The organism is Bacteroidota bacterium (assembly GCA_038746285.1).
Lineage (GTDB): Bacteria > Bacteroidota > Rhodothermia > Rhodothermales > JANQRZ01 > JANQRZ01.
Map to the genome: position 1 here is coordinate 1 of JBCDKT010000032.1, position 22958 is coordinate 22958.

Annotated in this window: 21 protein-coding genes; 15 read left to right on the forward strand and 6 right to left on the reverse strand. The window is 68.2% G+C overall.

Annotation, left to right across the window (positions count from 1 at the left end; all coding sequences use genetic code 11):
* Both AAGI91_11195 and AAGI91_11200 read right to left on the reverse strand, forming a co-directional pair.
* On the reverse strand, positions 1 to 1664 hold a 1664-nt coding region (locus AAGI91_11195; protein ID MEM1043183.1), incomplete at its 3' end, for a hypothetical protein.
* Between the two features lie 72 nt (positions 1665 to 1736).
* The gene (locus tag AAGI91_11200; GenBank protein MEM1043184.1) at positions 1737 to 2912 is read right to left on the reverse strand and encodes an ArsA family ATPase; all 1176 of its coding nucleotides are present in this window, start codon (positions 2910 to 2912) and stop codon (positions 1737 to 1739) included.
* Between the two features lie 211 nt (positions 2913 to 3123).
* On the opposite strand from AAGI91_11200, the gene AAGI91_11205 reads away from it, so the two are divergent.
* Positions 3124 to 3465, forward strand: coding sequence for a type ISP restriction/modification enzyme (locus tag AAGI91_11205; protein ID MEM1043185.1), 342 nt, complete (start codon positions 3124 to 3126; stop codon positions 3463 to 3465).
* A 67-nt stretch (positions 3466 to 3532) separates the two neighbouring features.
* Here AAGI91_11205 and AAGI91_11210 read toward each other — a convergent pair whose 3' ends face one another.
* A complete protein-coding gene (locus tag AAGI91_11210; GenBank protein MEM1043186.1) occupies positions 3533 to 4375 on the reverse strand; it encodes a DUF5715 family protein in 843 nt (280 codons plus the stop codon).
* Positions 4376 to 4674: 299 nt separating this feature from the next.
* Between AAGI91_11210 and AAGI91_11215 the strand changes: the two genes are divergently transcribed.
* The gene (locus AAGI91_11215) at positions 4675 to 5283 is read left to right on the forward strand and encodes a sigma-70 family RNA polymerase sigma factor (GenBank protein ID MEM1043187.1); all 609 of its coding nucleotides are present in this window, start codon (positions 4675 to 4677) and stop codon (positions 5281 to 5283) included.
* 82 nt (positions 5284 to 5365) lie between these two features.
* Entirely contained in the window at positions 5366 to 6277 is a 912-nt protein-coding gene (locus AAGI91_11220) for a hypothetical protein (GenBank protein ID MEM1043188.1), read from the forward strand.
* Between the two features lie 163 nt (positions 6278 to 6440).
* Here AAGI91_11220 and AAGI91_11225 read toward each other — a convergent pair whose 3' ends face one another.
* The 3 genes from AAGI91_11225 to AAGI91_11235 all read right to left on the reverse strand — a co-directional run bounded on the left by AAGI91_11225 (position 6441) and on the right by AAGI91_11235 (position 9619).
* The gene (locus AAGI91_11225; GenBank protein ID MEM1043189.1) at positions 6441 to 7739 is read right to left on the reverse strand and encodes a S8 family serine peptidase; all 1299 of its coding nucleotides are present in this window, start codon (positions 7737 to 7739) and stop codon (positions 6441 to 6443) included.
* A 214-nt stretch (positions 7740 to 7953) separates the two neighbouring features.
* On the reverse strand, positions 7954 to 9249 hold the full coding sequence (locus AAGI91_11230; protein MEM1043190.1) for a S8 family peptidase: 1296 nt from the start codon (positions 9247 to 9249) through the stop codon (positions 7954 to 7956).
* A 34-nt stretch (positions 9250 to 9283) separates the two neighbouring features.
* The gene (locus AAGI91_11235; GenBank protein MEM1043191.1) at positions 9284 to 9619 is read right to left on the reverse strand and encodes a hypothetical protein; all 336 of its coding nucleotides are present in this window, start codon (positions 9617 to 9619) and stop codon (positions 9284 to 9286) included.
* A gap of 184 nt (positions 9620 to 9803) precedes the next feature.
* Here AAGI91_11235 and purB point away from each other — a divergent pair, with 184 nt between their 5' ends.
* The 12 genes from purB to tkt all read left to right on the forward strand — a co-directional run bounded on the left by purB (position 9804) and on the right by tkt (position 22957).
* On the forward strand, positions 9804 to 11099 hold the full coding sequence (gene purB / locus AAGI91_11240; protein ID MEM1043192.1) for an adenylosuccinate lyase: 1296 nt from the start codon (positions 9804 to 9806) through the stop codon (positions 11097 to 11099).
* Between the two features lie 127 nt (positions 11100 to 11226).
* Positions 11227 to 11598: an NADH-quinone oxidoreductase subunit A gene (locus AAGI91_11245; protein ID MEM1043193.1), complete on the forward strand. Its 372-nt coding sequence runs from the start codon at positions 11227 to 11229 to the stop codon at positions 11596 to 11598.
* A 128-nt stretch (positions 11599 to 11726) separates the two neighbouring features.
* The gene (gene nuoB, locus AAGI91_11250) at positions 11727 to 12317 is read left to right on the forward strand and encodes an NADH-quinone oxidoreductase subunit NuoB (protein ID MEM1043194.1); all 591 of its coding nucleotides are present in this window, start codon (positions 11727 to 11729) and stop codon (positions 12315 to 12317) included.
* A 26-nt stretch (positions 12318 to 12343) separates the two neighbouring features.
* The gene (locus AAGI91_11255; protein MEM1043195.1) at positions 12344 to 13024 is read left to right on the forward strand and encodes an NADH-quinone oxidoreductase subunit C; all 681 of its coding nucleotides are present in this window, start codon (positions 12344 to 12346) and stop codon (positions 13022 to 13024) included.
* 50 nt (positions 13025 to 13074) lie between these two features.
* Positions 13075 to 14403 carry an NADH dehydrogenase (quinone) subunit D gene (gene nuoD, locus AAGI91_11260; GenBank protein MEM1043196.1) on the forward strand — a complete coding sequence of 443 codons (1329 nt, stop codon included), beginning with the start codon at positions 13075 to 13077 and terminating at the stop codon, positions 14401 to 14403.
* Positions 14404 to 14480: 77 nt separating this feature from the next.
* Entirely contained in the window at positions 14481 to 15152 is a 672-nt protein-coding gene (locus tag AAGI91_11265; protein ID MEM1043197.1) for an NAD(P)H-dependent oxidoreductase subunit E, read from the forward strand.
* Positions 15153 to 15158: 6 nt separating this feature from the next.
* Positions 15159 to 16526, forward strand: a complete 1368-nt coding sequence (nuoF, locus tag AAGI91_11270; protein MEM1043198.1) for an NADH-quinone oxidoreductase subunit NuoF — start codon at positions 15159 to 15161, stop codon at positions 16524 to 16526.
* 56 nt (positions 16527 to 16582) lie between these two features.
* Positions 16583 to 17152: a DUF4920 domain-containing protein gene (locus AAGI91_11275; protein MEM1043199.1), complete on the forward strand. Its 570-nt coding sequence runs from the start codon at positions 16583 to 16585 to the stop codon at positions 17150 to 17152.
* Positions 17153 to 17194: 42 nt separating this feature from the next.
* Positions 17195 to 18925, forward strand: a complete 1731-nt coding sequence (locus tag AAGI91_11280) for a molybdopterin-dependent oxidoreductase (protein ID MEM1043200.1) — start codon at positions 17195 to 17197, stop codon at positions 18923 to 18925.
* A gap of 96 nt (positions 18926 to 19021) precedes the next feature.
* A complete protein-coding gene (nuoH, locus tag AAGI91_11285) occupies positions 19022 to 20062 on the forward strand; it encodes an NADH-quinone oxidoreductase subunit NuoH (GenBank protein MEM1043201.1) in 1041 nt (346 codons plus the stop codon).
* 260 nt (positions 20063 to 20322) lie between these two features.
* Complete coding sequence (locus AAGI91_11290) at positions 20323 to 20856, forward strand: NYN domain-containing protein (GenBank protein MEM1043202.1); 534 nt, start codon at positions 20323 to 20325, stop codon at positions 20854 to 20856.
* A 61-nt stretch (positions 20857 to 20917) separates the two neighbouring features.
* On the forward strand, positions 20918 to 22957 hold the full coding sequence (tkt, locus tag AAGI91_11295) for a transketolase (GenBank protein ID MEM1043203.1): 2040 nt from the start codon (positions 20918 to 20920) through the stop codon (positions 22955 to 22957).
* Position 22958 lies beyond the last annotated feature (1 nt).

A 22958-nucleotide genomic window follows, 5' to 3' on the forward strand; every position in this document is an offset into this window, starting at 1 on the left:
GGGTCGCTGAGATCGCTCACGTCGAAGGCCCGCGTCCACGGCCCCGACCCGATCTCGTCCCCGACGAAGATCGTCTCCCCGTCCGGCGTGGCGCACACGTTGTGCGCCCCCTGGTAGGTCGCCGGGTAGATGATCGTCTCGATCACCTCAGGGTTCGTGCGGTCCGAGAGGTCGAGCACGTCGATGCCCTGGTCGTAGATGGCCGCCGCGTAGGCGATGTCGCCGACGATGTCGAGGTCGTGGTAGTAGGTCTGCCCGTCGGTGCCGTTGATCTGGCCGACGAGCGGGGGGTCGGTGGGGTCGTCGGCGAGGTGGTAGATGCGGAGGCCGCCGGGGTCGCGCCCTCCGACGACGTAGAGGTAGTCGCCGTCGACCAAGATGTTGTGCGAGCCGCCGTCGGGCCGGCTGGGCTGCACGTCGAGCCGCCCCGCGACTTGCGGGCTGGCCGGGTCCGAGAGGTCGACGATGAGGATGTCCTTGAATTCGTGGGCGAGGTAGGCGTACTGCCGGTAGGTCTTGATGTCCTTCGCGTCGGCGACGACGCCGAAGGTTCCGACGGTAATGCCTGGGACGAAGCCGACCTCCGTTGGGGTCGCCCGGTCGAGGTCGACGATGCTGAGACCTTCGTTCCGAGAGGTCAGCAGGGCGTATTCGCGGCCCGTGGCGGGGTCAACATACCCCCAGAGGTCGCCGTAGCTGCCGCGCTCGTCGAGTTGGCCGAGCAAGGTGGTGTTGAAGGCGTCCGTCGGCCGCGCACGCGTCTCCTGGCTGATGTCGACGACCTCGCCGCCACTGCTGAGGGCTTCGACGCGGTAGTACCGGAGGTCAATGCCGCCTACGGCGTGAGTGTAGGAAGAGCGCGAGGGGGGCAGCGTAGCCAGGAGGTCGCTGGCCGGAGAGGTGAGGCCGGTGTAGACCCGGAGCCCGGCCACCTCGGGTGGGGCATCGTAGGACCACGTCAGGTCGACGCCGCTCCCGTTGGGGGTGCCTTCCAGGCCTGCAATGCGGGCGGGCCGGATCGTGAGCGTCGAGGGGTCGGCTTCGAGGAAGCTCCGGCCGTCGACCAGCCTCGACTGGAAGATGTAGACATGATCCTCGAGCGGGCCACTGAGAAACGAAGCGCCGGCATAGGCTTGACCGGTCGAGTCATAGTCGCTCGCCATCACGTAGAGCCACTCCCGCCCGCCTTCGACGCTTCCGTCGGGTTCCCACGCGAAGTCAGGGGTGCTCGCCTCGGCGAAGACGAGGTTGAGACGCCGCGGGTTGGCCGGGTCGGAGATGTCGTAGGCTTCGCCGGGGACCGTCCCCACGCCGACCGTGCTCCAGGTGCCGGTGGTACCAGTGGGGCGGAACGTCTGGCCGCGCGTCTCGAGCGCGTCGGAGAACACGATCTGGACCGGGAACGCTTCGCTGGGCGAGACGCTGGAGCCCCCGAGGAACTGGGTGCCAAAAAGCACCCCGAGCACGTCGTTCCCGAGCACGGACGCGCCCTCGAGCCACTGCGGCGATCCTTCCCAGGTCACGGAGAGGTCCACGCCCATGCGCTGGGCCTGGGCATCGTACGCTTTCTGTGGGTCCGGCGTGTCTGGCCCGGCGAGGCGCTGGGGCTGAGCGGTGGCCGCGGTGGCGAGGAGGGCGGCGGCGAGGAGCGTGGCCAGGCGCATGGAAGAGCAGGGTAAAGGGGGAAAGGCGCAGAAGCTACACGAAACCCTCGGTGGGTGCCACCCCGCCGGGTGCTACATCCCGGCCTGCGGCTCGAAGCGCGCCCGGAGCCAGTCGCCGTCGAGCGCAGCCGAGGCGAGGCGGTAGTAGGCCAGGAAGTTCGGCAGCCCGAACGTGCGCCGCTGGTTGCGGACCTGCACCACGAGTTCGTCCCCGAACTGCTCGGCCGAGACGTCGTCGGCCTCGGCGAACGGGAGGTGGGCCGAGAGGACGTAGGCCTCGCCCTCGGTGTCCATCCGGTAGGCCTGCTCGGCGTAAAAGACCTCGGCCGGGTCGCGCTCGGCGTAGAGGCCGGCCCCGATCTCGCGCAGCAAGTCGAGGCCGAAGACCTCGCGCCCGACGTGCGGCACGCGCAAGATCGGCAGCGGCGAGAAGCTGCCCTCGATCTCCTCCAGGTAGCCCGCCTGCGCCGCGACGTAGGCCGCCATCACCTCGCCGGCCTGCTCCGGCGGGATGATCCGGTTGACGACGACCGCGTCGACGCCGTAGCCGTAGAGCTGGAGGTAGGTGTAGGCCCGCCGCGCCTCGGCGATCACCATCCGCTCTGGGTTCATCACGAGCCGGGTCGAGGCGACGGCTGGGTCCTGCAGCACCCGCTGCATCTCGCCGAGGACCCCGAAGAGGCGGTCGAGCTCGGCGTAGCCCCGGTCGAGCGGGATGCCGGTCGTCTTGCGGACGGCGAGGCCGCCGAGCTTGAAGGCCGTCTTCTGGAACGGGAACGCCTTCGAGACCCACCACTGCGCGACCTGCGGGAGCGTGAGGAGCGTCAGCGTCTCGCCCGTCGGGGCGGAGTCGAGGACGATGAGGTCGTAGTCGCCCGAGCGGTAGAACTTGTCGAGCCAGAGGAGCGCCGAGGCCTCGCCCATGCCGGGGAGCGCCGCCATCTCCTCGGCCGCGATCCGGTCCACGCCCTGCCACTTGAAGACGGAGAGCATGAGGTCGCGCATGCTCGACCAGTACTTCTGCATCGAGTAGTAGAGGTCGACCTCCATCGCGTGGAGGTTCTCCGCAACGTCGGTCGGCTCGGGGTCGAGCGGGCGGTCGAGCGCGTCGGCGAGGGAGTGCGCGGGGTCGGACGAGAGGACGAGCGTGCGGTGGCCGCGCCGGGCGGCCTCGAGCGCCGTCGCCGCAGCGCAGGTCGTCTTGCCGACGCCGCCCTTGCCGGTGAAGAGGAGGATGCGAGGGGGCATAGCAGTTCGGGATCACGGAGCCGCCTCCACCGGGCAGCACCGTCCCCGTTCCCGACGCGCTGACGATTCACGACCCGCCCACGCGTAGCGATTCCGGCAGGGGCACGGCGCGCTCGGCGAGCACGCCCTACCAAGTCCCGTCTGGCACCGAGGCGGCGGGCCGGTTGCTTCTTTGCGCGGGCAGCGGTTTCTTTCCGGCCCGTAACCCCCGCTGCCCCGTGCCGACGCTCGCGCCCGACTCGCCGCCGGCTACCGCGTCGAGAAGATGAAGCTCGACGCCGAGGCCGGGACGCTCCGCGTCAACGACGCCGTCACCCTCACCGGCATCCCGGCGGAGGCGCACCGCTACCGGCTCGGCAACCGCTCCGCCCTCGAATGGCTCGTCGACCAGCTCCGCGTCAAGACCGACAAGCGCAGCCAGATCACCCACGACCCCAACGCCGCCTTCGCCGGCGACGAGTTGCTCCAACTCATCCGCCGCGTCACGCACGTCAGCGTCGAGACCGTGCGGATCGTCGAGAGCCTGCCCGACCTCGGCCTGCCGGAGGCGTGAGGCGATGTGCTATTAGTATCAGTAGTTGGTTAGTAGGTCGACGATGCGACCCCCAAGGCCCCAGCCTCTAATACCGCTGGGCGACGGTGATGTGGTAGACGGGCTGCCGGACTTCGAGGAGCGCCAGCACCTTGCCCTCGTCCTGCATCGCAACGAGCACGTCGCCGAGTTCGGCCTGGAGCTCACGCGACATCCGGGCGGCACCAGTCTCGACCGCCAGGGCTTCGACGCGGCGGAGCGGCGCAGCGAGCCAGGGCACGTCGGCGGTGTCGAGGCCGAGCACTGGGCCTTGCGGAGCGCGGAAGCTGCTGTAGGCGAGGTCGACCGTCGTGCCGAACTGGTGGGCGCTCGCGCCGCGCGCCGCGTTGGGGTTGGTCTGGCGTAGGCGCGCCTGGTCGTCGGCCGTGCGCAGCACCGAGGTCACCTCGAACCGGAGCGGGGGCAGGCCGAACGCGGCGAGGCGGGCCTGGAAGCGCTGCCCGACCTCTTCGAGGAGCGCCCGCGTGTCCGGCGTGACGAGCGCCGACGAGTAGTCGAGTTTGCGGACGGTCCAGAACTCGGAGTCCTCCAGCGGCACGAGGCGGCCTTCGGCGACGAGGTCGGTGCGGGCGGCGTCGGTGACGGGCTGCGGGACGCCGAGACGGCGGGCGGCGGCGAGGTGCTGGGTGTTGGAGTAGCGCCCGAGGGCGCGGCGCTCGGCCGAGGTCAAGAGCGGGACGGGTCGGAGCGCGGCCTCGACCGAGTCGGCGAGTGCGGTGAGGCGGTCCAGGTTCTGGGCGAGGACGCGCGCGCTGACGGCGTCGGCCGAGTCCGCAGCGGCGTCGAAGTCAGAAGCAAGACCCAGCGTCCGGTCAGAATCCGGGGACTGGCACCCGGCGAGGACGAGGGCGGCGAGGGCGAGGCGGCGCATTGGGCGAGTCGGGGGCACGAGTAAAAAAGTCAAGATAGTTACCGAGACCGTCCCGCTCTGAGCCAACGTCCGCTGAGCGGGAGGATGGAGGAGGAGCGCGGTCCCCGCCCCGTCCTCACCATTCGCCCGTTCACCCTTTCTCTCCCCACCCTCCTTTCTCTTCCACACCGAAGTATCCCCCCATTCCCCCCGCTCCTCCCATTTCGCGCCACAGGCGCACCCCTGCCCACCCTCGCTTTTGAACCCGGCGTTGGCGGTCCGTAGATTCCGCCCGTCCTGTTCCCCCGCTACCGTCCTGCATGGCCCGCCCGTCCGCCGACACGCCCTCCGCCTCCAGCGAACAGGACCGCACGCTCGTCACCGACGCCCTCGGCGGCGACCAGGAGGCCTACCAGCAGCTCATGCAGAAGTACCGCGAGCCGATCCGCCGCCACGTCGCCCGGATGGTGCGCGAGCAGCAGATGGTGGACGACCTCGTCCAGGAGAGCTTCATCAAGGCCTTCACCTCACTCGGCTCCTACTCCAGCGCCTATGCCTTCTCGACGTGGCTCTACAAGATCGCGACCAACCACACGATCGACTACCTGCGCAAGAAGAAGCTCAAGACGTTCTCCATCGACCAGCCCGCGCTCGGCCGGGACGACGACCGGCCCTACGAGCTGCCCGACACGACCTACCGCCCCGACCGGCACGTCATGGCCGACCAGCGGCGGGAGTTGATCCAGGAGGCCATCAACGCGCTCCCGCCTAAGTACCACCGGGTGATCGTGATGCGGCACCAGCAGGAGATGAGCTACGACGAGATCGCCTCGGAACTGGACCTGCCGCTCGGGACCGTCAAGGCGCACATCTTCCGCGCCCGCGCGCTCCTCTACAGGTACCTCCGCGACCAGCGCGGCGATTTCTGACTGTGGCGTTACCGAACCGTGGAGTTACCGAGGAGAGCCGATCCTCCGTAACTCCACCCACTCCCCCCCGTAGGGCGGTGCTATGAGCAACAGACTACTCGGGCGAAACGCCCCCCTCCGCGCGTCCTGGCTGGCGCTGCCTCTCCTCCTCGCCGCCGTGCCCGTGCTAGCCTCGTTCACCGAGCGCTACTACTTCGAGGTCCCCCTCGAACGCGAGACGAGGCTGGAGGCCGACCTCGAGCTCGCCCTCGGGCGGGTCGCCGTCGGCAAGGCTGAGGAGGGGTACCTGTTCCAGGCGGAGATCGCGCTCGAGGAGGACGACATGGTGCCGGAACTGGAGGTGGCCTACGAGGACGGCACCGCCCACGTCGACCTCGGGCTGGACTCGGGCAGCAAAGACGACGGCGGCATCACGGTGCGCGGCATCCGCATCCCCGAGGACAACGAGTGGCTCCTGTTTCTGTCAGACCGCGTCCCGCTCGACCTCGCCTTCGAACTCGGCATGGCCGAGGCCGACCTCGACCTGAGCGGGTTCCAGGTCGAGCGGCTCAGCATCGAGAGCGGCATGGCCAAGACGCGCCTCGCCTTCGACACGCCCAACCCGGTGGTGATGGACGACCTCGAGGTGGAGGCCGGAATGGCGACGTTCGACACGCACCGCCTCGGCAACGCCCGGTTCGAACGGTTCTCGTTCGACGGCGGGGCGGGCTCCTTCGGGCTCGACTTCACGGGCGGGCCGCTGCCCCCCGGCGCGCGCGCCGACATCGAGGTCGGGATGGCCTCGGTCCGCATCGCGCTGCCGGAGGGCGCGCCGGTCATCCTCCACGCCTCCGACTCGTGGCTGGCCCAGGTCGAGATCCCCGACGGCTACATCAAGCGCAGCAAGGGGCGGTGGCACAGCCCCCAGGTGGAGGACGAAGACGACGCGTTCCACGTCCGCGTCGAGGCCGGCGTGGGCAAGGTGACCTGCCAGACCGGGCCGTTCTCGGACTGACACCGGTTCGCGGAGACGCCAGAGCGCGGAGTCTGCGGCAGGAGCCGTCTCGGTCGGTGGAGGGACGCATTGCCACACGCCCCTGCGACACAAAGCAGAGCGAGGGCGGCCCCCACATGAGAGCCGCCCTCGTGCGTGCTCGGCGAGCACAGGACGTGCAGGACTACCAGGTGAGCGCGTCGCCGCCGGCGCTGCTGCTCGGGCTGCCGCCGTTGTAGAGCAGGTGCGCGTTGTCGGAGCGCGGGTTCTGGACGATGTTCTTCGTCGAGAAGTTGAAGAGCGCGTTGCTCACCTGGGCCGGGGTCGCGTTCGGGCGAACTTCGAGGAAAAGTGCCGCGGCACCCGCCACATGCGGCGAGGCCATCGACGTGCCCTCGATGGTGTTCGTGGCCGAGTTGCTGGTGTACCACGCCGAGGTGATGGCGCGGCCCGGTGCGAAGACGTCTACGCAGTCGCCGTAGTTGGCGTAGTTGACCCGCCGGTCAGTGTCATCCGTCGAGCTGACGGTCATCACGCTGGGCTCTCGGGCCGGCGAGGTACCGCAGGCGTTCTGCGCAAACAGACCGAGGAAGCCGTTGCCGGCTGCGGCCGCGAAGGCGACGCCTGCGTTGACCACGCCGCGCGCGGCCGCGTCCATCGCGTCCGAGGCCCCGCCGCCGAGACTCGCGTTGGCGACGGCCGGAAGCTGCGCGTTGGCCGCCACCCAGTTGAACCCCGCGATGATCTCGCCGGTGTCACCGGAGTTGCCGCAGCCGAAGACCCGGACTGCGACGATGTCGACATCCTTCGCCACGCCGTAGGTTGCGCCGCCGACAGTGCCGGCGACGTGCGTCCCGTGCCCGTTGCAGTCCTCGGCGACGGCGTCGTTGTCGCGGAAGTCGTAGCCGTAGCTGGCCCGGTCCTCGAACTCGTTGTGCGAGAGGTTGATGCCGGTGTCGATGACGTAGGCCGTCACGCCCTCGCCCGAAGCGCGCCAGCCGTACTGGTTGTCCAGACCGCTACGCGCGTTGATGCGGTCGAGGCCCCAGGTGGCCCCGCCCTGCGTCCCGGTGCCGGTGAGGTAGACCTCCTGCTCCTGCTCGACGTAGAGCACCCGCGGGTCGTCAGCCAGGGCGGCGGCCTCGTCGGCGCTCATCGCGGCGGCAAAGCCGGTCAGGGCGTGCTCGTAGGTGTGACGCACCTCGGCGCCGCGCGCGGCGACTTCGGCGGTGAGGTCGCTCAGGTCGCGGGCGGCGGTGCCGCGGGCGAGGGCGACGGACTCCTCGGCCAGCACGACGATGTAGCGGCCGGGAATGAGGACATCCTCAGCGGGGCGGGCGCTGTAGGCCTTCGTTTCGGCCTGGGCGGCGGCAGGGTCAGCCGAGGCCGACGCCGGGGCTTGCTCCGTAGCCGTGTCACAAGCGGCGAGTAGGAAGGCGAGGGTGAGGGCGCCGAGAGCGGCGCGGAAGGAAAAGCGGTTCATGAGGGTGAGAGTGCTGGGCGAGCGGGTCGTCTCGGCGAGCGCGACCCGTGCGCCGGTGGAGAAAGAACGAAGACGGCCCGAGAGTATGACCGGACGCTGCTCAATGCAAGTGACGGAGTGGCAGGCAGAAAGAAAAAAGGAGCGCGCCTCCTGCGAGGCGCGCTCCCGGTGGTGCTTTTGCCAGCGCTATGGCGCTGCTAGGCAGCTAAGTACGCTAGTCGAGTGTGGAGAACATGTCGCCGCCGCCGACGCTGCTGCCCGGGTTGCCACCGTTGTAGAGCAGGTGGTTGTTCGGCGAACTCGAGTTGGAGACGGCGTTCTTGGTCGAGAAGTTGAAGATGACGTTGCGCACCTTGGCCGGCGACGCGTTCGGGCGCGCCTCGAGGTACATCGCCGCAGCGCCCGCGACGTGCGGCGAGGCCATCGACGTGCCGCTGATCGTGTTCGTGGCCGAGTTGCTGGTGTACCACGCCGAGGTGACGCTCGACCCGGGAGCGAAGAAGTCGATGCAGCTTCCGACGTTCGAGAACGACGAGCGGCGGTCGGTGTTGTCCGTCGAGCCGACCGTCATCACGTCGGCGACGCCGGCGGGCATGCCGTTGCAGGCGTTGGCACCGTAGCCGTTGCCGGCCGCGACGGCGAAGGCCACGCCTGCGTCCACGATGCTCTGCGTCGCCGCCCGTGCCGCCGACGTGTTGCCCATCGACAGGCTGGCGTTGGCAACGGCCGGAAGCTGCGCGTTGGCCGCCACCCAGTTGAAGCCCGCGATGATGTCGTCGCTGCTGCCGAAGGGCCCGCAGCCGAAGACGCGCACCGCGACCAGGTCCACGTCCTTCGCCATGCCGTACGTGGCCCCGCCGACGGTGCCGGCGACGTGCGTCCCGTGCCCGTTGCAGTCGCTCGCCACCGGGTCGTTGTCGCGGAAGTCGTAGCCGTAGCTGGCCCGGTTGCCGAAGTCGTTGTGCGTGATGCGAATGCCGGTGTCGATGATGTAAGCCGTCACGCCTTCACCACTCGCCCGCCAGCCGTACTGGTTGTCGAAGCCCGAGCGGGCGTTGACGCGGTCGAGGCCCCAGGTGGCTCCGCCCTGCGTCCCGGTGCCGGTGAGGTAGGCACGCTGCGCTTGCTCGACGTAGAGCACCCGCGGGTCGTCAGCCAGGGCGGCGGCCTCGTCAGCGCTCATCGCGGCGGCGAAGCCGGTCAGGGCGTGCTCGTAGGTGTGGCGCACCTCGGCGCCGCGCGCGGCGACTTCGGCGGTGAGGTCGCGCAGGTCGCGGGCGGCGGTGCCGCGGGCGAGGGCGACGGGCTCCTCGGCCAGCACCACGATGTAGCGGCCGGGAATGAGGACATCCTCGGCGGGCCGGGCGTGAAGGGCTTCGTCGGTGGCGGTCCCAAGCGCTTCGGCGTCGGCTGTTGCCGAGGCCGGGGTCTCGGTCGCGGTGTCGCAGGCGGCCAGTAGCAGCGTGAGGGTGAGGGCACCGAGGGCGGCGCGGAAGGAAAAGCGGTTCATGAGGCTGAGGGTGAGGGGCGGGGAAGACGACTCGCTACGAGCGACCTGCCCGCTGGTGGAGAAAGAACGAAGACGGCCCGAGGGTATGACCGGAAGCTGCTGAATGCAAGTAACGATATGATGCATAGAAAAAGGGGCGCGCCTCCTTCGAGGACGCGCTCCCGGTCGAGTTGCTGACCGACTCAGCCAACACGACGATGTAGCGGTTCGAGATGCGGATCGTCTCGGAAGGCGTCGCCATGGCCGCTGTCTCGCCGGTCTCGGAAGCGACAGTGCCGGATGCGGGCGCAACGTCGTCGACCGCGTCACAGCCCACCAGGGCGGCAAACAGAAAGAGGAAAGGGACCGCACGGAGAAGGACAGTGCTCATGGTACCTGTGTTGGGTGGGAAGTCGGGGGCGACCGGTGAAAGAGAAACAAAGCGCGACGCGTACAGAACCGTTTCGCAGGTTCTGTCAAGCTGGTCGCTTGGTTTGGCTAGACTTTGGGAGCCGAGCCTGCGCCCGGAAAGGGGTTACCTTTCGGTCCCGTCCACCTGCCGCCTATCCGAACGCATGATCGCCCGATACACCCGCCCCGAAATGGCCGCTCTGTGGAGCGAGGAGGGCCAATTCCAGGCCTGGCTCGACGTGGAACTCGCCGCCTGCGCCGCCTGGAGCGAGGCCACGGGCGCGGTTCCCGCTGAGGACGTGGAGGTCCTCTACCGGGACGCCCGGTTCGACGTGGACCGCATCCATGAAATCGAGGAGGAGACCCGGCACGATGTCGTGGCCTTCACCCGGGCCGTGTCCGAAACGCTCGGTGAGGAGAAGAAGTGGGTCCACTACGGCCTGACCTCGTCCGACGTGGTCGATACCGCTCTCAGCCTCCGCCTTGCGCGCGCCAACGACCTCCTCGCCGCGGCGCTGGACCGGATGATCGACGTGTTGGCTGCGAAGGCCCGCGCGCACCGGACCACGCTCACGATCGGCCGCACCCACGGCGTCCACGCCGAGCCGACGACCTTCGGGCTGAAGCTCGCGCTCGCCTACGACGAGGTGGTCCGGGGCCGCGAGCGCTTCCGCCGCGCCGCCGAGGAGGTCCGCGTCGGTAAGCTCTCGGGGGCGGTCGGGACGTTCGCCAACATCCCGCCGGAGGTCGAGCGCCTGACGTGCGAGCGTCTCGGCCTGCGCCCGGCCCCGATCTCGACCCAGGTCCTCGGGCGCGACCGCCACGCCTACTACCTCGCCACGCTCGCCGTCGTCGGCGCGAGCCTGGAGCGGCTGGCGGTCGAGGTGCGCCACCTCCAGCGCTCCGAGGTCCTCGAAGCCGAGGAGGCGTTCCGCCCGGGCCAGAAGGGGTCGAGCGCGATGCCGCACAAGCGCAACCCGGTCGGGAGCGAGAACGTCACCGGCATGGCGCGGCTGCTGCGCGGGTACATGGTCGCGGCCTACGAGAACGTCGCGCTTTGGCACGAGCGCGACATCAGCCACTCGTCCGTCGAGCGTGTCATCCTCCCTGACGCCACGACGGTCCTCCACTACGCCCTCCACCGGATGGCGAGCATCGTCGAGCGCCTCCAGGTCTACCCCGACCGGATGGCCGAGAACCTGGAGCGCACGCACGGCCTCGTCTTCAGCCAGCGCCTGCTCCTCAAGCTGATCGACACTGGGATGAGCCGCGAGGCAGCCTACGACCTCGTCCAGCCGCTCGCGATGCAGGCCTGGCGCGAGCGCCGGAGCTTCCGCGCCGTCGTCGAGGCCTCGTCGGTCCCCGACCACCTCGCGGCCGACGCCATCGCCGACGCCTTCGACGCGTCGTACCACCTCCGCGAAGTCGATACCATTTTCGAACGCGTCGGGCTGGCGTAGGGGCACGGCGGTGCCGTGCCCAGGCCGGCACGAGCAGGCAGCGCATTCTTCCGCTCTTCCCCGCTTGCCCCCTTCCGCTTGCCTGCACCGAGCCCGTATTTTCCAGCCTGCCGCTCCCACCGCGCCGATGCTCGCCGACTACGTCCCCATCTTCATCATGATGCTGCTGGCCCTCGGGCTGGCGCTCACGCTGCTCAAGCTCGCCGAGTGGCTCGGGCCGCGCCGCCCGCGCGACGTCAAGGCCAGCCCCTACGAGAGCGGCATGGACCCCATCGGCACCGCGCGCGAGCGGTACTCGGTTAAGTTTTACCTCGTCGCGATGATCTTTATAGTGTTCGACGTCGAGGTCGTGTTCATGTATCCGTGGGCCGTCAGCTTCCAGGGCTTCCTCGACGCGGGGGCCGGGCTGGGGGCCTTCGCCGTCATCCTCGTCTTCATCCTCATCCTCTTCGTCGGGCTCGTCTACGACATCAAGAAGGGCGGGCTGGACTGGGACTAAGTCGAGCGGTCGCCGCCGGAGAGTTGCCGGGCGCGTGAAGTTTCAGTCGCAGTTGAAAATGGGCGCGCCATCCGAAACGTTCGGCTAGGCTCGCTGTTGAAGAGACTCTTACCTGACTCCGACCTGCCATGCAAGAAGGGTATCTCACCACGACGGTCGACGCCGTCACGAACTGGGCGCGCTCGAACTCGCTCATGCCGATGCCGATGGGGCTCGCCTGCTGCGCCATCGAGATGATGGCCTTCGCCGGGCCGAAGGCCGACGTGTCGCGCTTCGGCTCCGAGGCCATGCGCTTCTCGCCGCGCCAGGCCGACCTGATGATCATCGCGGGCTGGGTCTCGTTCAAGATGGCCCACGCCATCCGCCGCATCTGGGACCAGATGCCGGACCCGAAGTGGGCCATCGCTCAGGGCGCGTGCGCCTCGACCGGCGGCATGCACCGCTGCTACGGTGTCGTCCAGGGCGTCGACAACTTCATCCCGGTCGACGTCTACGTCCCCGGCTGCCCGCCGCGCCCGGAGGCCATCATCCACGCGCTGATGGACATCCAGGAGAAGATCCGCAACGAGTACTCCATCACGCAGGACGAGCGCGAGGCCGTGGACGCCGACGGCCGGGCTGCGGACCGCCTCGACCTGAGCGGCCTCGGCGGCGACGGAGCCGACCGCGCCGTCCGCCTGGCGACGCCCGAGGAGACGGCGCAGTACACTTCGACCTGAGACCGCGGCCGCACGCGGCCTGAGCTATGAAGAAAGAACCCCTCGACATCGCCTCGGACGGCACCGAGACCATCGACCCGGCGCAGCAGCGGCAGACGCTGAAGTTTCTCTTCACGCCTGCCGCTCCGCCGAAGGACGAACCGGTCGCGAACGTGCACGCGAAGGCGAGCACGCAGGTCGGGGACACAATCGACGCGCTGCGCGCCGCGTTTGGCGAGACCGTGGGCGAGGTCGTCGAGTACGCCGGCGAGCAGACCGTCTTCGTCGAGCGCGAGCAGATCGTCGAGGTCGTCCGCTTCCTGAAAGAGCAGGGGTTCACCTACCTCTCCGACCTCGGCTCCATCGACCGGTTCACCGAGGACGACCGCTTCGAGGTGTTCTACAGCCTCTGCCACATCCCCCGGCGCAAGCGCATCCGCGTCAAGCTCCGCGTGGGCGACGGCGTCCCGGTGCCGAGCATCACGAGCGTTCACCGCTCGGCGGACTGGCACGAGCGCGAGGCGTGGGACATGATGGGCATCCCGTTCGACGGCCACCCGGACCTCCGGCGGATGTTCATGCCCGAGGACTTCGAGTACCACCCGGCGCGCAAGGAATTCCCGACGCTCGGCATCCCGGGCTCGCTCCCGCTCCCGCCGCAGGAGAACGACGGCGAGATCACGATGGACCCCTTCGCCCGCGCTCACGGTAACGTCCCGGAGGACTAAGCCGAGTCGCCGTACGGGCGGGTTTGAAACCGCCCCTACCCAACAGACCTATGGAGACCCTAGACCGTCCCTTTGCTGTCGACGTTGTCCGCCAAGACCCGGACGACGAGACGTTCACGTTCTGGCCGCGCCACAACGAGGCGCTCTACGAACGCCTCGAGAGCAAGCACATCCACGTCGAGAAGGACGACCCGCTCGAAGCGGAGATGACCCTCAACATCGGGCCACAGCACCCGGCGACGCACGGCGTCCTCCGCGTCGTCGTCAAGCTCGACGGCGAGAACATCCGCACGGCCCTCCTCGACATCGGGTACCTCCACCGGGGGCTCGAGAAGTTCGCCGAGGTCAAGACGTTCCAGGAGTTCATGCCCTATACGGACCGCATGGACTACATGAGCCCCTACAACAGCAACGTCGCGTGGTGCCTCGCGGTCGAGAAGCTGGCCAACATCGAGGTGCCGCAGCGCGCGCAGTGGATCCGGACGATGATGTGCGAGTGCGCCCGCATCTCGGCTCACCTCCTGTGGATCGGGACGATGGTGATGGACGCCGGCGCGCTCTCGGTCTTCCTCTGGACCTTCAAGTACCGCGAGGAGCTGTACTCGGTCTTCGACGAGGTCGCCGGCGCGCGCTTCACCGTCAGCCACAGCCGCATCGGCGGCATCGCCTTCGACGTCAGCCCGACGGCCCTCGACCTCATCCAGCGCTTCTGCGACGACTTCGAGAACGACGTTGCCGACTGGAAGAAGCTCCTCGACCGCAACCGCATCTGGATCGACCGCAACCAGGACATCGGCACAATGACGCCCGAGGAGTGCCTCGACCTCGGCTTCACCGGCCCCAACGTCCGCGCCTGCGGGATCGACTACGACCTCCGCATCTTCGAGCCGTACCTCAAGTACGACGAGGTCGACTTCGAGGTGCCGATGCGCACCGAGGGCGACAGCCTCGCGCGCTACTTCGTCCGCGTCGAGGAGATGGAGCAGTCGGTCCGCATCATCCGCCAGTGCCTCGACCGGCTGCGCGGCCCGGGCGAGGTCAAGGGGCCGATCCGCGCCGACAACGCCAAGCACTCGTACGCATCGAAAGACGAGGTCTATTACTCGATGGAGGGCATGATCCACGACTTCCTGATGACCGACGTGGGCGTCGCCCCGCCGGACGGCGTCGAGGTCTACCACGGCGTCGAGGCCCCGAAGGGCGAACTCGGCTTCTTCCTCGCCTCCGACGGCACCGGCAGCCCGTGGCGCATGAAGATCAACGCCCCGAGCTTCTCCAACCTTCAGGGCCTGGAGCACCTCCTCGAAGGCGCGATGGTCGCCGACACCGTCGTCCTCATCGGCTCCATCGACCCCGTGATGGGCGAAGCCGACAAGTGATTCGCCGATTTTCTGATTCGCTGACTGGGTGATTCGGGCAGCACAATCACCCATTCACTCAATCCCCCAATCGCTCAATGGACTCTCCCTCTCCCAAACCGCTCTACGTCCCCGGCCAGGTGCCGGAGCGCCGCTTCTCGGACGAGGAGCTGGTGTGGACCGCCGAGGAGCAGCAGCGGATCGACGGCTGGGTCGCCCAGTACCCGACGTCCGACGGGGCAGTGATGAAGGTGCTCTGGCTGGCGCAGGAGAAGTTCGCCTGGCTCCCGGCCGAGGTCATCAAGTTCGTCGCCGAGACGCTCGGCCTGCCCTACGCGAAGGTCTTCGGCGTGGCGACGTTCTACACCCAGTACTACAAGCAGGAGATGGGCACCTGGGTGCTCGACGTGTGCACCTGCTTCGCGTGCCAGCTCTGCGGCGGCTACGACATGCTGCACTACCTCGAGGACCAACTCGGCATCACGAAGGGCGAGACGACCGAGGACGGCATGTTCTCGATCCAGGAGGTCGAGTGCCTCGGCGCGTGCGGCTCCGCCCCGATGCTCCAGGTCACGAACGGCCCCTACATCCACAACCTCACCGCGGCCAAGTGCGACACCCTACTCGCCGGCCTGCGCGCGGGCAAGGTGCCCGCGTTCGAGTCCGTGACACTCCCGCAGGATGAGGACGACCTCGGCGGCAACCGCCGCTCCGACGCCGAGGCCGTCGAGGCCTACCAGACCCCTCCCGTTTCCGAGACCATCGAGTAAGCGATCATGGAAGCCCCCAAGATCAACGACGGCACCACGAAAGCGGGCGACTGGCGCACCTACCAGCGCGTCCTGCTCCCGCCGGTGCGCGACCTCCACCAGATCGAGGTCTACGAACAGCACGGCGGCTACTCCGCCCTCCGCGCGGTCCTCAACGACGGCAAGTTCGACCCCCAGGGGCTCGGCGCACACGTCAAGGAGAGCGGGCTGCGCGGGCGCGGCGGTGCGGCCTTCAACACCGGGATGAAGTGGAGCTTCATGCCGCCCGTCGACCCCGACGTGCCGCGCTTCCTCTGCTGCAACGGCGACGAGAGTGAGCCCGGCACGTTCAAGGACCGCCAGCTCTTCGAGTACAACCCGCACCTCGTCATCGAGGGGATGGTGCTCGGCAACTTCGCCATCACGGCCAAGGCGTGCTACATCTACATCCGCGGCGAGTACGCGAGCTGGATCGACCACTTCCAGCGCGCCGTCGACGAGGCCTACGCCAAGGGCTACATCGGCGAGAACATCCTCGGCTCGGGCTTCTCGACCGACATCGTCGTCCACAAGGGGGCGGGGGCGTACATCTGCGGCGAGGAGACCTCGCTGATGGAGAGCCTGGAGGGCAAGCGCGGCTACCCCCGGGTCAAGCCGCCCTTCCCGGCGCAGAAAGGCATCTGGGGCCGCCCGACGACCATCAACAACGTCGAGACCCTGGCCTGCGTCCCCCTCATCGTGAACCACGGGGCCGAGTGGTTTTCCTCGATGGGGGCCGAGCGGCACCCCGGCCCGCTCCTCTACGGCATCGCGGGCCACATCAACAAGCCCGGCGTCTACGAATTCCCGACCGGCATGCTGATCTCCGACCTCATCGACGAGGTCTGCGGGGGGATGCGCGGCGGCAAGAAGTTCAAGGCCCTCGTTCCGGGCGGAAGCTCGACCCCGGTCCTTACCGCCGAGCAGTGCGTGGGCGCGACGATGGACTCCGACTCGCTCCGCGAGGCCGGCTCGATGCTCGGCACGGCCGGGATGCTGGTCATGGACGAAGACACCGACATGGTGGCCTTCCTCCGGCGCATCACCCACTTCTACCACCACGAGTCGTGCGGCCAGTGCACGCCGTGTCGCGAGGGCACGGGCTGGCTCGAGAAGCTCGTCACCCGCATCGACGAGGGCGAGGGCAACATGCGCGACCTCGACCTGCTCCTCGACCTCTGCGACCAGATCGAGGGCCGCACGATCTGCGCGCTCGCCGACGCTGCCGCGTGGCCCGTCCGCTGGACGATCCGCCGCTTCCGGCACGAGTTCGAGGCCAAGTGCAAGCCCGCCGTCTTCGCCGGGGCCGACCTCCAGGGCGATGGCGCGTCCGGCCAACTCGTCCCTGTCGTCTGAACCGTTCTCCCGCGCGGGCGCAGCATGCTGCGCCCCCACACCTATCGGCAACCACGATGAAAGCGCTCTTCTCTCTCCTCGCCCTCGCTCTGCTCCTCGCCGGCTGCACCCGCGACGGCGAGGTCCGCGAGGCCGACGTCGTCGTCCAGGCTCCCTCCGAGGAACTCGGGCTGAACGATAGGTTCGTGAACTACGGCGCGGACGTGGCGGCAGGCAGCGACCTAGTCGCCCTCGCGCCCGCCACCCTCACCGCCGATCCGCTGGCGTACGACGGCACCACCGTCCGCGTCGAGGGCTCGGTCACGCAAGTCTGCCGCATGAAAGGTTGCTGGCTGTCGCTCGACAACCCGACCGACACGCCGGTCCGCGTCATGGTCCCGCGCGACGAGAACGGGCAGTACGTCTTTACCTTCCCGCCCGACCTCCCGGCGGCGAGCGACGCCGTCGTCGAGGGCACCGTCCGCGTAGACACGATGAGCGTGGACATGCTCCGCCACCTCGCCGAAGACCAGGGCCGCCCCCAAGCCGAGATCGACGCCATCACCGAGCCGGAGCCGACCGTGGCGCTCATCGCACGCGGTGCGCTCCTCCGCACGCCCGAGGCGGCCTCCACCGTTCAGTCGTAACGGCCGATCTGAAATCCAAAATCGCAACTCCAAAATCGGACGATGCCTACGGTCACGATTGACAACCGGTCCTACGAGTTCGAGCAGGGGGAGACGCTCCTCCAGTTCTGCTCGGACATCGGGGTGGAGATTCCGCACTTCTGCTACCACCCGGCGATGAGCGTCCCGGCCAACTGCCGGCAGTGCCTCGTCAAGATCGGGACCCCGGCGCGCGACCGGGCGACGGGCGAGCTTCAGACGAACGAGGACGGCTCGCCGGTCATCAACTTCATGCCGAAGCTCCAGCCGAGCTGCGCGATCGCGATCTCGGACGGGATGGTGGTCCAGACCCAGCGCTCGGACGACGTGGTCGAGGAGGGGCAGGTCGACAACCTCGAACTCCTCCTCATCAACCACCCGCTCGACTGCCCGATCTGCGACCAGGCCGGCCAGTGCCCGCTCCAGAACCAGGCCTACAAGTTCGGCCCCGAGGGCTCGCGCTTCGAGTTCCAGAAGGTCCACAAGCCCAAGCGCATCCAGCTCGGACCCAACGTCGTCCTCGACGCCGAGCGCTGCATCAACTGCACCCGCTGCACGCGCTTCACGAGCGAGATCTCGGAGAGCTACCAGCTCTCGATCCACAACCGCGGCGACAAGAACTACCCCATCACCGCGCCCGGTATCGAGTTCGACGACCCGTACTCGATGAACGTCTGCGACGTGTGCCCGGTCGGCGCGCTGACCGAGGACTACTTCCGGTTCCGCGCCCGCGTCTGGGAGATGTCCAAGACGCCCGGCATCTCGACCTTCGGCTCGAAGGGCATCAACGTCGACTACTGGGTCAAGGACAATGAGGTCCTCCGCATCACCCCGCGCCAGAACCTCGACGTGAACGAGTACTGGATGCCCGATGCGGCGCGGCTGATCTACAGCACCTTCAACGAGAACCGCCCAGATGGCCCTCGCCTGCTCTACCGCGACGGCGGCTTCGGCGCGGCGGACTGGCGGCAGGCCTACGACGCGGCGGCCTACCTCCTCAAGCAGTACGACGGCAGCGAGATGTGTTTCCTCGGCTCGGCCTTCGCGACAGTCGAGGACAACTACCTGCTCCAGAAGCTCGCCGAGCACCTCGGCGCGCCCACCCCGCAGTACATCCCCCACGTCGAGCCCGGCACGGGGGACGGCTGGCTCGTGAGCGACGACCGCGCGCCGAACGCGCAGGGCTGCGAGCGCCTCGGGATGCCACAGATCGACGCGAGCCTGCTCCGCTCGCGCCTCGCCACGGGCGAAGTCAAGCTGCTCTACGTCCTCCAGGACGACCCGGTCGGCGCGGGCCTGCTGGACGAGGACGACCTCGACGGCGTCCAGGTCATCCTCCACCACCACCACACGACGAACGAGACGCTCCCGATGGCGAACGTCGCGCTCCCGGCGGCGATGGCGGTCGAGACGATTGGGACGTTCGTCAACGAGGACGGGCGGGCGCAGCGGCTGCGGCCCGCCAAGGCCATCCGCAGCGCCAACCGGGCGCTGATGATGGAGACCGGCATGAGCCGCCTCGACCGGCAGGGCACGCCGTTCGACCGCTGGCACGACGAGAGCAACAAGGTCAACTGCCAGCCCGGCTGGACGGCCCTCCCCGAGATCGCCGAGCGCCTCGGCCGCAAGATGCGCTACACCGGCCCGGCCTCGGTCATGGACGAGCTCGCCCAGACCGATGCCTTCGCTGGGGCAACCCACAAGGCGATGGGCTTCACCGGCGTTCCGCTTGAAGATGTCGGCGAGGCCGTGTAACTTCTGAGACCGTCGTACGGGCGCAGCACGCCTGTGCCCTGATCCGGGCGGGCACGAGACCCGCCCCTACCCTCTCGTCCATCCCCCGCGCTTCGTATGGCAGCTACGATCGCCGCGATTTGGGAGGTCGTCGGCCTCCCGCTTATCATCTTCGGCGTCCTCAACGTCCTGCTCCTCTCGGCGTCGGCGCTCGTCTACGCCGAGCGCAAGGTGGCGGCGTTCATCCAGGAGCGGAGCGGCCCCAACCGCGTCGGCCCGGCGGGCATCCTGACCCCGTTTGCGGACGTGGTCAAGCTCATCCTCAAAGAGGATATCGTCCCGACGGCGGCGAACGCGTTCCTCCACAGCTTCGCGCCGACACTGATGGTGGTGATCGCGATGACGACGGCGAGCGTGATTCCGTTCGCTGAAGGGCTCGTGATCGCCGACGTCGGGATGGGCATTCTCGTGATCCTCGCGATGACCTCGCTCTCGGTCTACGGCGTGACGCTCGCCGGCTGGGCGTCGAACTCGAAGTACGCCCTCCTCGGTGGCCTCCGAAGCTCGGCGCAGATGATCTCGTACGAACTGGCGATGGGCGCGGCGGTGATCTCGGTCGTGCTGATGAGCGCCTCGCTCAACCTGACCGACATCATCGAGAGCCAGAACCACGGCGGGAGCCTCATCGGCTGGAACATCTTCCGCAACCCCGTCGGGTTCGTCATCTTCACGATCTCCGCCTTCGCCGAGACCAACCGCGCGCCCTTCGACCTCCCCGAGGCTGAGCAGGAACTCGTCGGCGGCTACCACACCGAGTACTCGGGGATGAAGTTCGGGATGTTCTTCCTCGCGGAGTACGTCAACATGTTCATTGCGAGCATGGTTATCACGATGCTCTTCCTCGGCGGCTACCTCGTGCCGTTCCAGGAGCTGCTCGGCCTCGAGGGCGTCATCCTGACCGTCCTCCAGGTCGGCGCGTTCACGGTGAAGTCGGCGGCGATGGCGTTCGTGTTCATCTGGGTCCGGTGGACGCTGCCGCGCTTCAAGTACAACCAGCTCATGCAGATCGGCTGGCAGTACCTGCTCCCGATCGCGATCGCCAACATCGTGGTGATCGCGGGCCTCGTCGCCGTCTGGCACACGTTCTTCGGCGGGTAAGGCTGATGTAAGTGGTGCTCTCCGAAAGCCGGAAGTAGACTTCTGGTTGAAACCATTGTGTGGTGCTTGGCATACTAAGCAGCAATAATCCGAACGCCGGTAGGCCGGCACCTAAGCGCTGACCCCTCTCCGTATCCCTCGGGTATCGGGGGGGGGTCTTCTTTTTTGCTGATATGAAAAGAACCGCCGTTCTTCTAGACTTGGGTTTCGTCCTCCATAAGCTGCGCCGTAGACTCGGACGCATGCCGAGCGCGCAAGAAGTGCGCGACTTCGCTCAGAGGTGTGTGAGGCCGGCAGACGAAGAGCTGTTCAGGATTTACTGCTACCATTGCCAGCCGTACAGCGGAACTGAAACTCATCCGCTGACAGGCAACCCCACGGACTTCTCCGCCACCAACACGTACAGGGCGATGGACAGGCTGATCCGAGACCTGGAGGTGACCGACAACATCGCCTATCGAGCAGGAGAGCTTTCTTTCGATGGATGGCGCGTCAAGCGCCAGGCTGCACAAGACCTAATTGCAACAGGTCGGGCCGTGAGAGCTGCTGACTTCCAGCCCGACATCAAACAGAAGATCGTCGACATGAAGATCGGCCTCGATGTCGCGTGGCTTTCGAGCAAACGGATTGTGGACAAACTAATCTTAGTTACGGCCGACAGCGACTTCGTTCCCGCCATGAAATTTGCGCGTCGAGAGGGCGTCCAAGTCGTGCTGGTAAACCTGGGCCACAGGCTCACGCGGCGGGAATTGAAGGTCCATGCTGACGAGCTGCGAGCCGTGAACTATCCATAGGCCAGACGACGCTGACGCGTTAACTTCCTCCGTCCCCTCTCTCACCCCACCGCCGCGCGTCATGGCCGACCCCGCCGTCACCTCCTCGCCCGAAGAAGTCAAACACCTGCAAACCCTCGTCGCCAACACGATTCGCGGGCTGACGCTCGACGCGGTCGAGAAGGCGGACTCCGGCCACCCCGGCCTGCCGATGGGCATGGCCGACGCGGCGACGGTCCTGTGGACCGAGTTCCTCCGCCACGACCCCGCCGACCCGGCGTGGGCGGACCGCGACCGGTTCGTCCTCTCCGGCGGTCACGGGTCGATGCTGCTCTACAGCCTGCTCCACCTCGCGGGCTACGAGGACATGACGATGGACCAGCTCAAGCGCTTCCGGCAGTGGGGGAGCCGCACCGCCGGGCACCCCGAGGTCGAACTCGCGCCCGGCATCGAGACCACGACCGGCCCGCTCGGGCAGGGCATCGCAACGGCCGTCGGGATGGCGATTGCCGAGAAGCACCTCGCCGCCGTCTTCAACACCGACGACCACGCGGTCGTCGACCACTGGACTTGGGTCATCGCCTCCGACGGCGACCTGATGGAGGGCGTCTCGAACGAGGCGTGCTCGCTCGCTGGGCACCTCGGCCTCGGCAAGCTGATCGTGCTCTACGACGACAACGAGGTCACGATCGACGGCTCGACCGACCTCGCCTTCAGCGAAGACCCCGTCGCCCGCTACGAGGCCCTCGGCTGGCACGTCCTCCGCGGCGTGGACGGGCACGACAAAGACGCCGTCCGCGACGCGCTCCGCACCGCGAAAGGCGTCCTCGACCGGCCGACGCTCGTCAACGTCCGAACGACGATTGGCTTCGGCAGCCCCAACAAAGCCGGTACGTCGGGCGCCCACTCCGACGCCTTCGGCGACGAGGAAGTCCGGCTGACGAAAGAGAACCTCGGTATCCCGCTGGAGCCGGCGTTCCACGTCCCGGACGAGGCCAAGAAGTACATGGGCCGCGCAACCTGCGACCGCGCCGAGGCGCACAGCGCATGGAAGACCCGGCGCGACGCGTGGCGCGAGGCGAACCCCGACCTCGCCGCCAAGTGGGACGCCATGCACAGCGCTGCACCGCCGGAGGGGTGGGCCGACGCGCTGCCCACGTTCGAGGCCGACGCGAAGGGCATGGCGACGCGCGCCGCGAGCGGTAAGGTCCTCGAAGCCATCTTCGACGACCTCCCGGCGCTCATGGGCGGCTCGGCCGACCTCACGCCGTCGAACAAGACCAAGACCTCGGACGCGCAGAATTTCTCGCGCGCGCACCCGGAGGGCCGCTACCTCCGCTTCGGCGTGCGCGAGCACGGGATGGGTGCCATCCTCAACGGCCTGACGATTCACGGCGGCCTGCGCGGCTTCGGCGGGACGTTCCTCGTCTTCTCCGACTACATGAAGGCCGCCGTCCGGCTCTCGGCGCTGATGCACACGCCGGTCCTCTGGGTCTACACCCACGACTCGGTCGGGCTTGGCGAGGACGGGCCGACGCACCAGCCCATCGAGCACCTCGCGGCCCTACGCTCGGTCCCGAACCTGCACCTCGTCCGGCCCGCCGACGCCAACGAGACCGCCGAGGCGTGGCGGCTCGCCCTCGAGCGGACCGCCGGGCCGACCGCCTTCGCCTTCACCCGCCAGGGTGTCCCGACGCTCGACCGCTCCACCTACGGCTCCGCCGAGGGCACGCGGCGCGGGGCCTACGTCCTCGCGGACGCCGACGGCACGCCCGACGTGCTCCTCCTGGCCACCGGCTCCGAGGTGCATCTCGCCCTCGAAGCCAGAGACAAGCTGGGTGCCAACGGCATCGCGGCCCGCGTCGTCTCGATGCCGTGCTGGGAGGTCTTCCGCGAGCAGGACCAGGAATACCGCGACGCTGTGCTCCCGCCGAGCGTCCGCGCCCGCGTCGCGGTGGAAGCCGCCAACCCCATGGGCTGGCACGAGTGGGTCGGCCTCGACGGGACGGTGATCGGGCTGAACCGCTTCGGGGCCTCGGCTCCCTACGAGGAGATCTACGAGCACCTCGGCCTCACGGCAGATGCCGTCGCGGAAGCCGCCCGCGCACTCCTGGAACGGTAAC

Bases quoted from the DNA above. Each gene is read 5' to 3' on its own strand.
- AAGI91_11200 (MEM1043184.1), bottom strand. From the start codon at position 2,912: ATGCCCCCTCGCATCCTCCTCTTCACCGGCAAGGGCGGCGTCGGCAAG.
- AAGI91_11230 (MEM1043190.1), bottom strand. From the start codon at position 9,249: ATGAACCGCTTTTCCTTCCGCGCCGCCCTCGGTGCCCTCACCCTCACG.
- AAGI91_11215 (MEM1043187.1), top strand. From the start codon at position 4,675: ATGGCCCGCCCGTCCGCCGACACGCCCTCCGCCTCCAGCGAACAGGAC.
- tkt (MEM1043203.1), top strand. From the start codon at position 20,918: ATGGCCGACCCCGCCGTCACCTCCTCGCCCGAAGAAGTCAAACACCTG.
- nuoH (MEM1043201.1), top strand. From the start codon at position 19,022: ATGGCAGCTACGATCGCCGCGATTTGGGAGGTCGTCGGCCTCCCGCTT.
- nuoD (MEM1043196.1), top strand. From the start codon at position 13,075: ATGGAGACCCTAGACCGTCCCTTTGCTGTCGACGTTGTCCGCCAAGAC.
- purB (MEM1043192.1), top strand. From the start codon at position 9,804: ATGATCGCCCGATACACCCGCCCCGAAATGGCCGCTCTGTGGAGCGAG.
- AAGI91_11255 (MEM1043195.1), top strand. From the start codon at position 12,344: ATGAAGAAAGAACCCCTCGACATCGCCTCGGACGGCACCGAGACCATC.
- AAGI91_11275 (MEM1043199.1), top strand. From the start codon at position 16,583: ATGAAAGCGCTCTTCTCTCTCCTCGCCCTCGCTCTGCTCCTCGCCGGC.
- AAGI91_11220 (MEM1043188.1), top strand. From the start codon at position 5,366: ATGAGCAACAGACTACTCGGGCGAAACGCCCCCCTCCGCGCGTCCTGG.
- AAGI91_11245 (MEM1043193.1), top strand. From the start codon at position 11,227: ATGCTCGCCGACTACGTCCCCATCTTCATCATGATGCTGCTGGCCCTC.
- nuoB (MEM1043194.1), top strand. From the start codon at position 11,727: ATGCAAGAAGGGTATCTCACCACGACGGTCGACGCCGTCACGAACTGG.
- AAGI91_11225 (MEM1043189.1), bottom strand. From the start codon at position 7,739: ATGAACCGCTTTTCCTTCCGCGCCGCTCTCGGCGCCCTCACCCTCGCC.
- AAGI91_11210 (MEM1043186.1), bottom strand. From the start codon at position 4,375: ATGCGCCGCCTCGCCCTCGCCGCCCTCGTCCTCGCCGGGTGCCAGTCC.
- AAGI91_11265 (MEM1043197.1), top strand. From the start codon at position 14,481: ATGGACTCTCCCTCTCCCAAACCGCTCTACGTCCCCGGCCAGGTGCCG.
- nuoF (MEM1043198.1), top strand. From the start codon at position 15,159: ATGGAAGCCCCCAAGATCAACGACGGCACCACGAAAGCGGGCGACTGG.
- AAGI91_11235 (MEM1043191.1), bottom strand. From the start codon at position 9,619: ATGAGCACTGTCCTTCTCCGTGCGGTCCCTTTCCTCTTTCTGTTTGCC.
- AAGI91_11280 (MEM1043200.1), top strand. From the start codon at position 17,195: ATGCCTACGGTCACGATTGACAACCGGTCCTACGAGTTCGAGCAGGGG.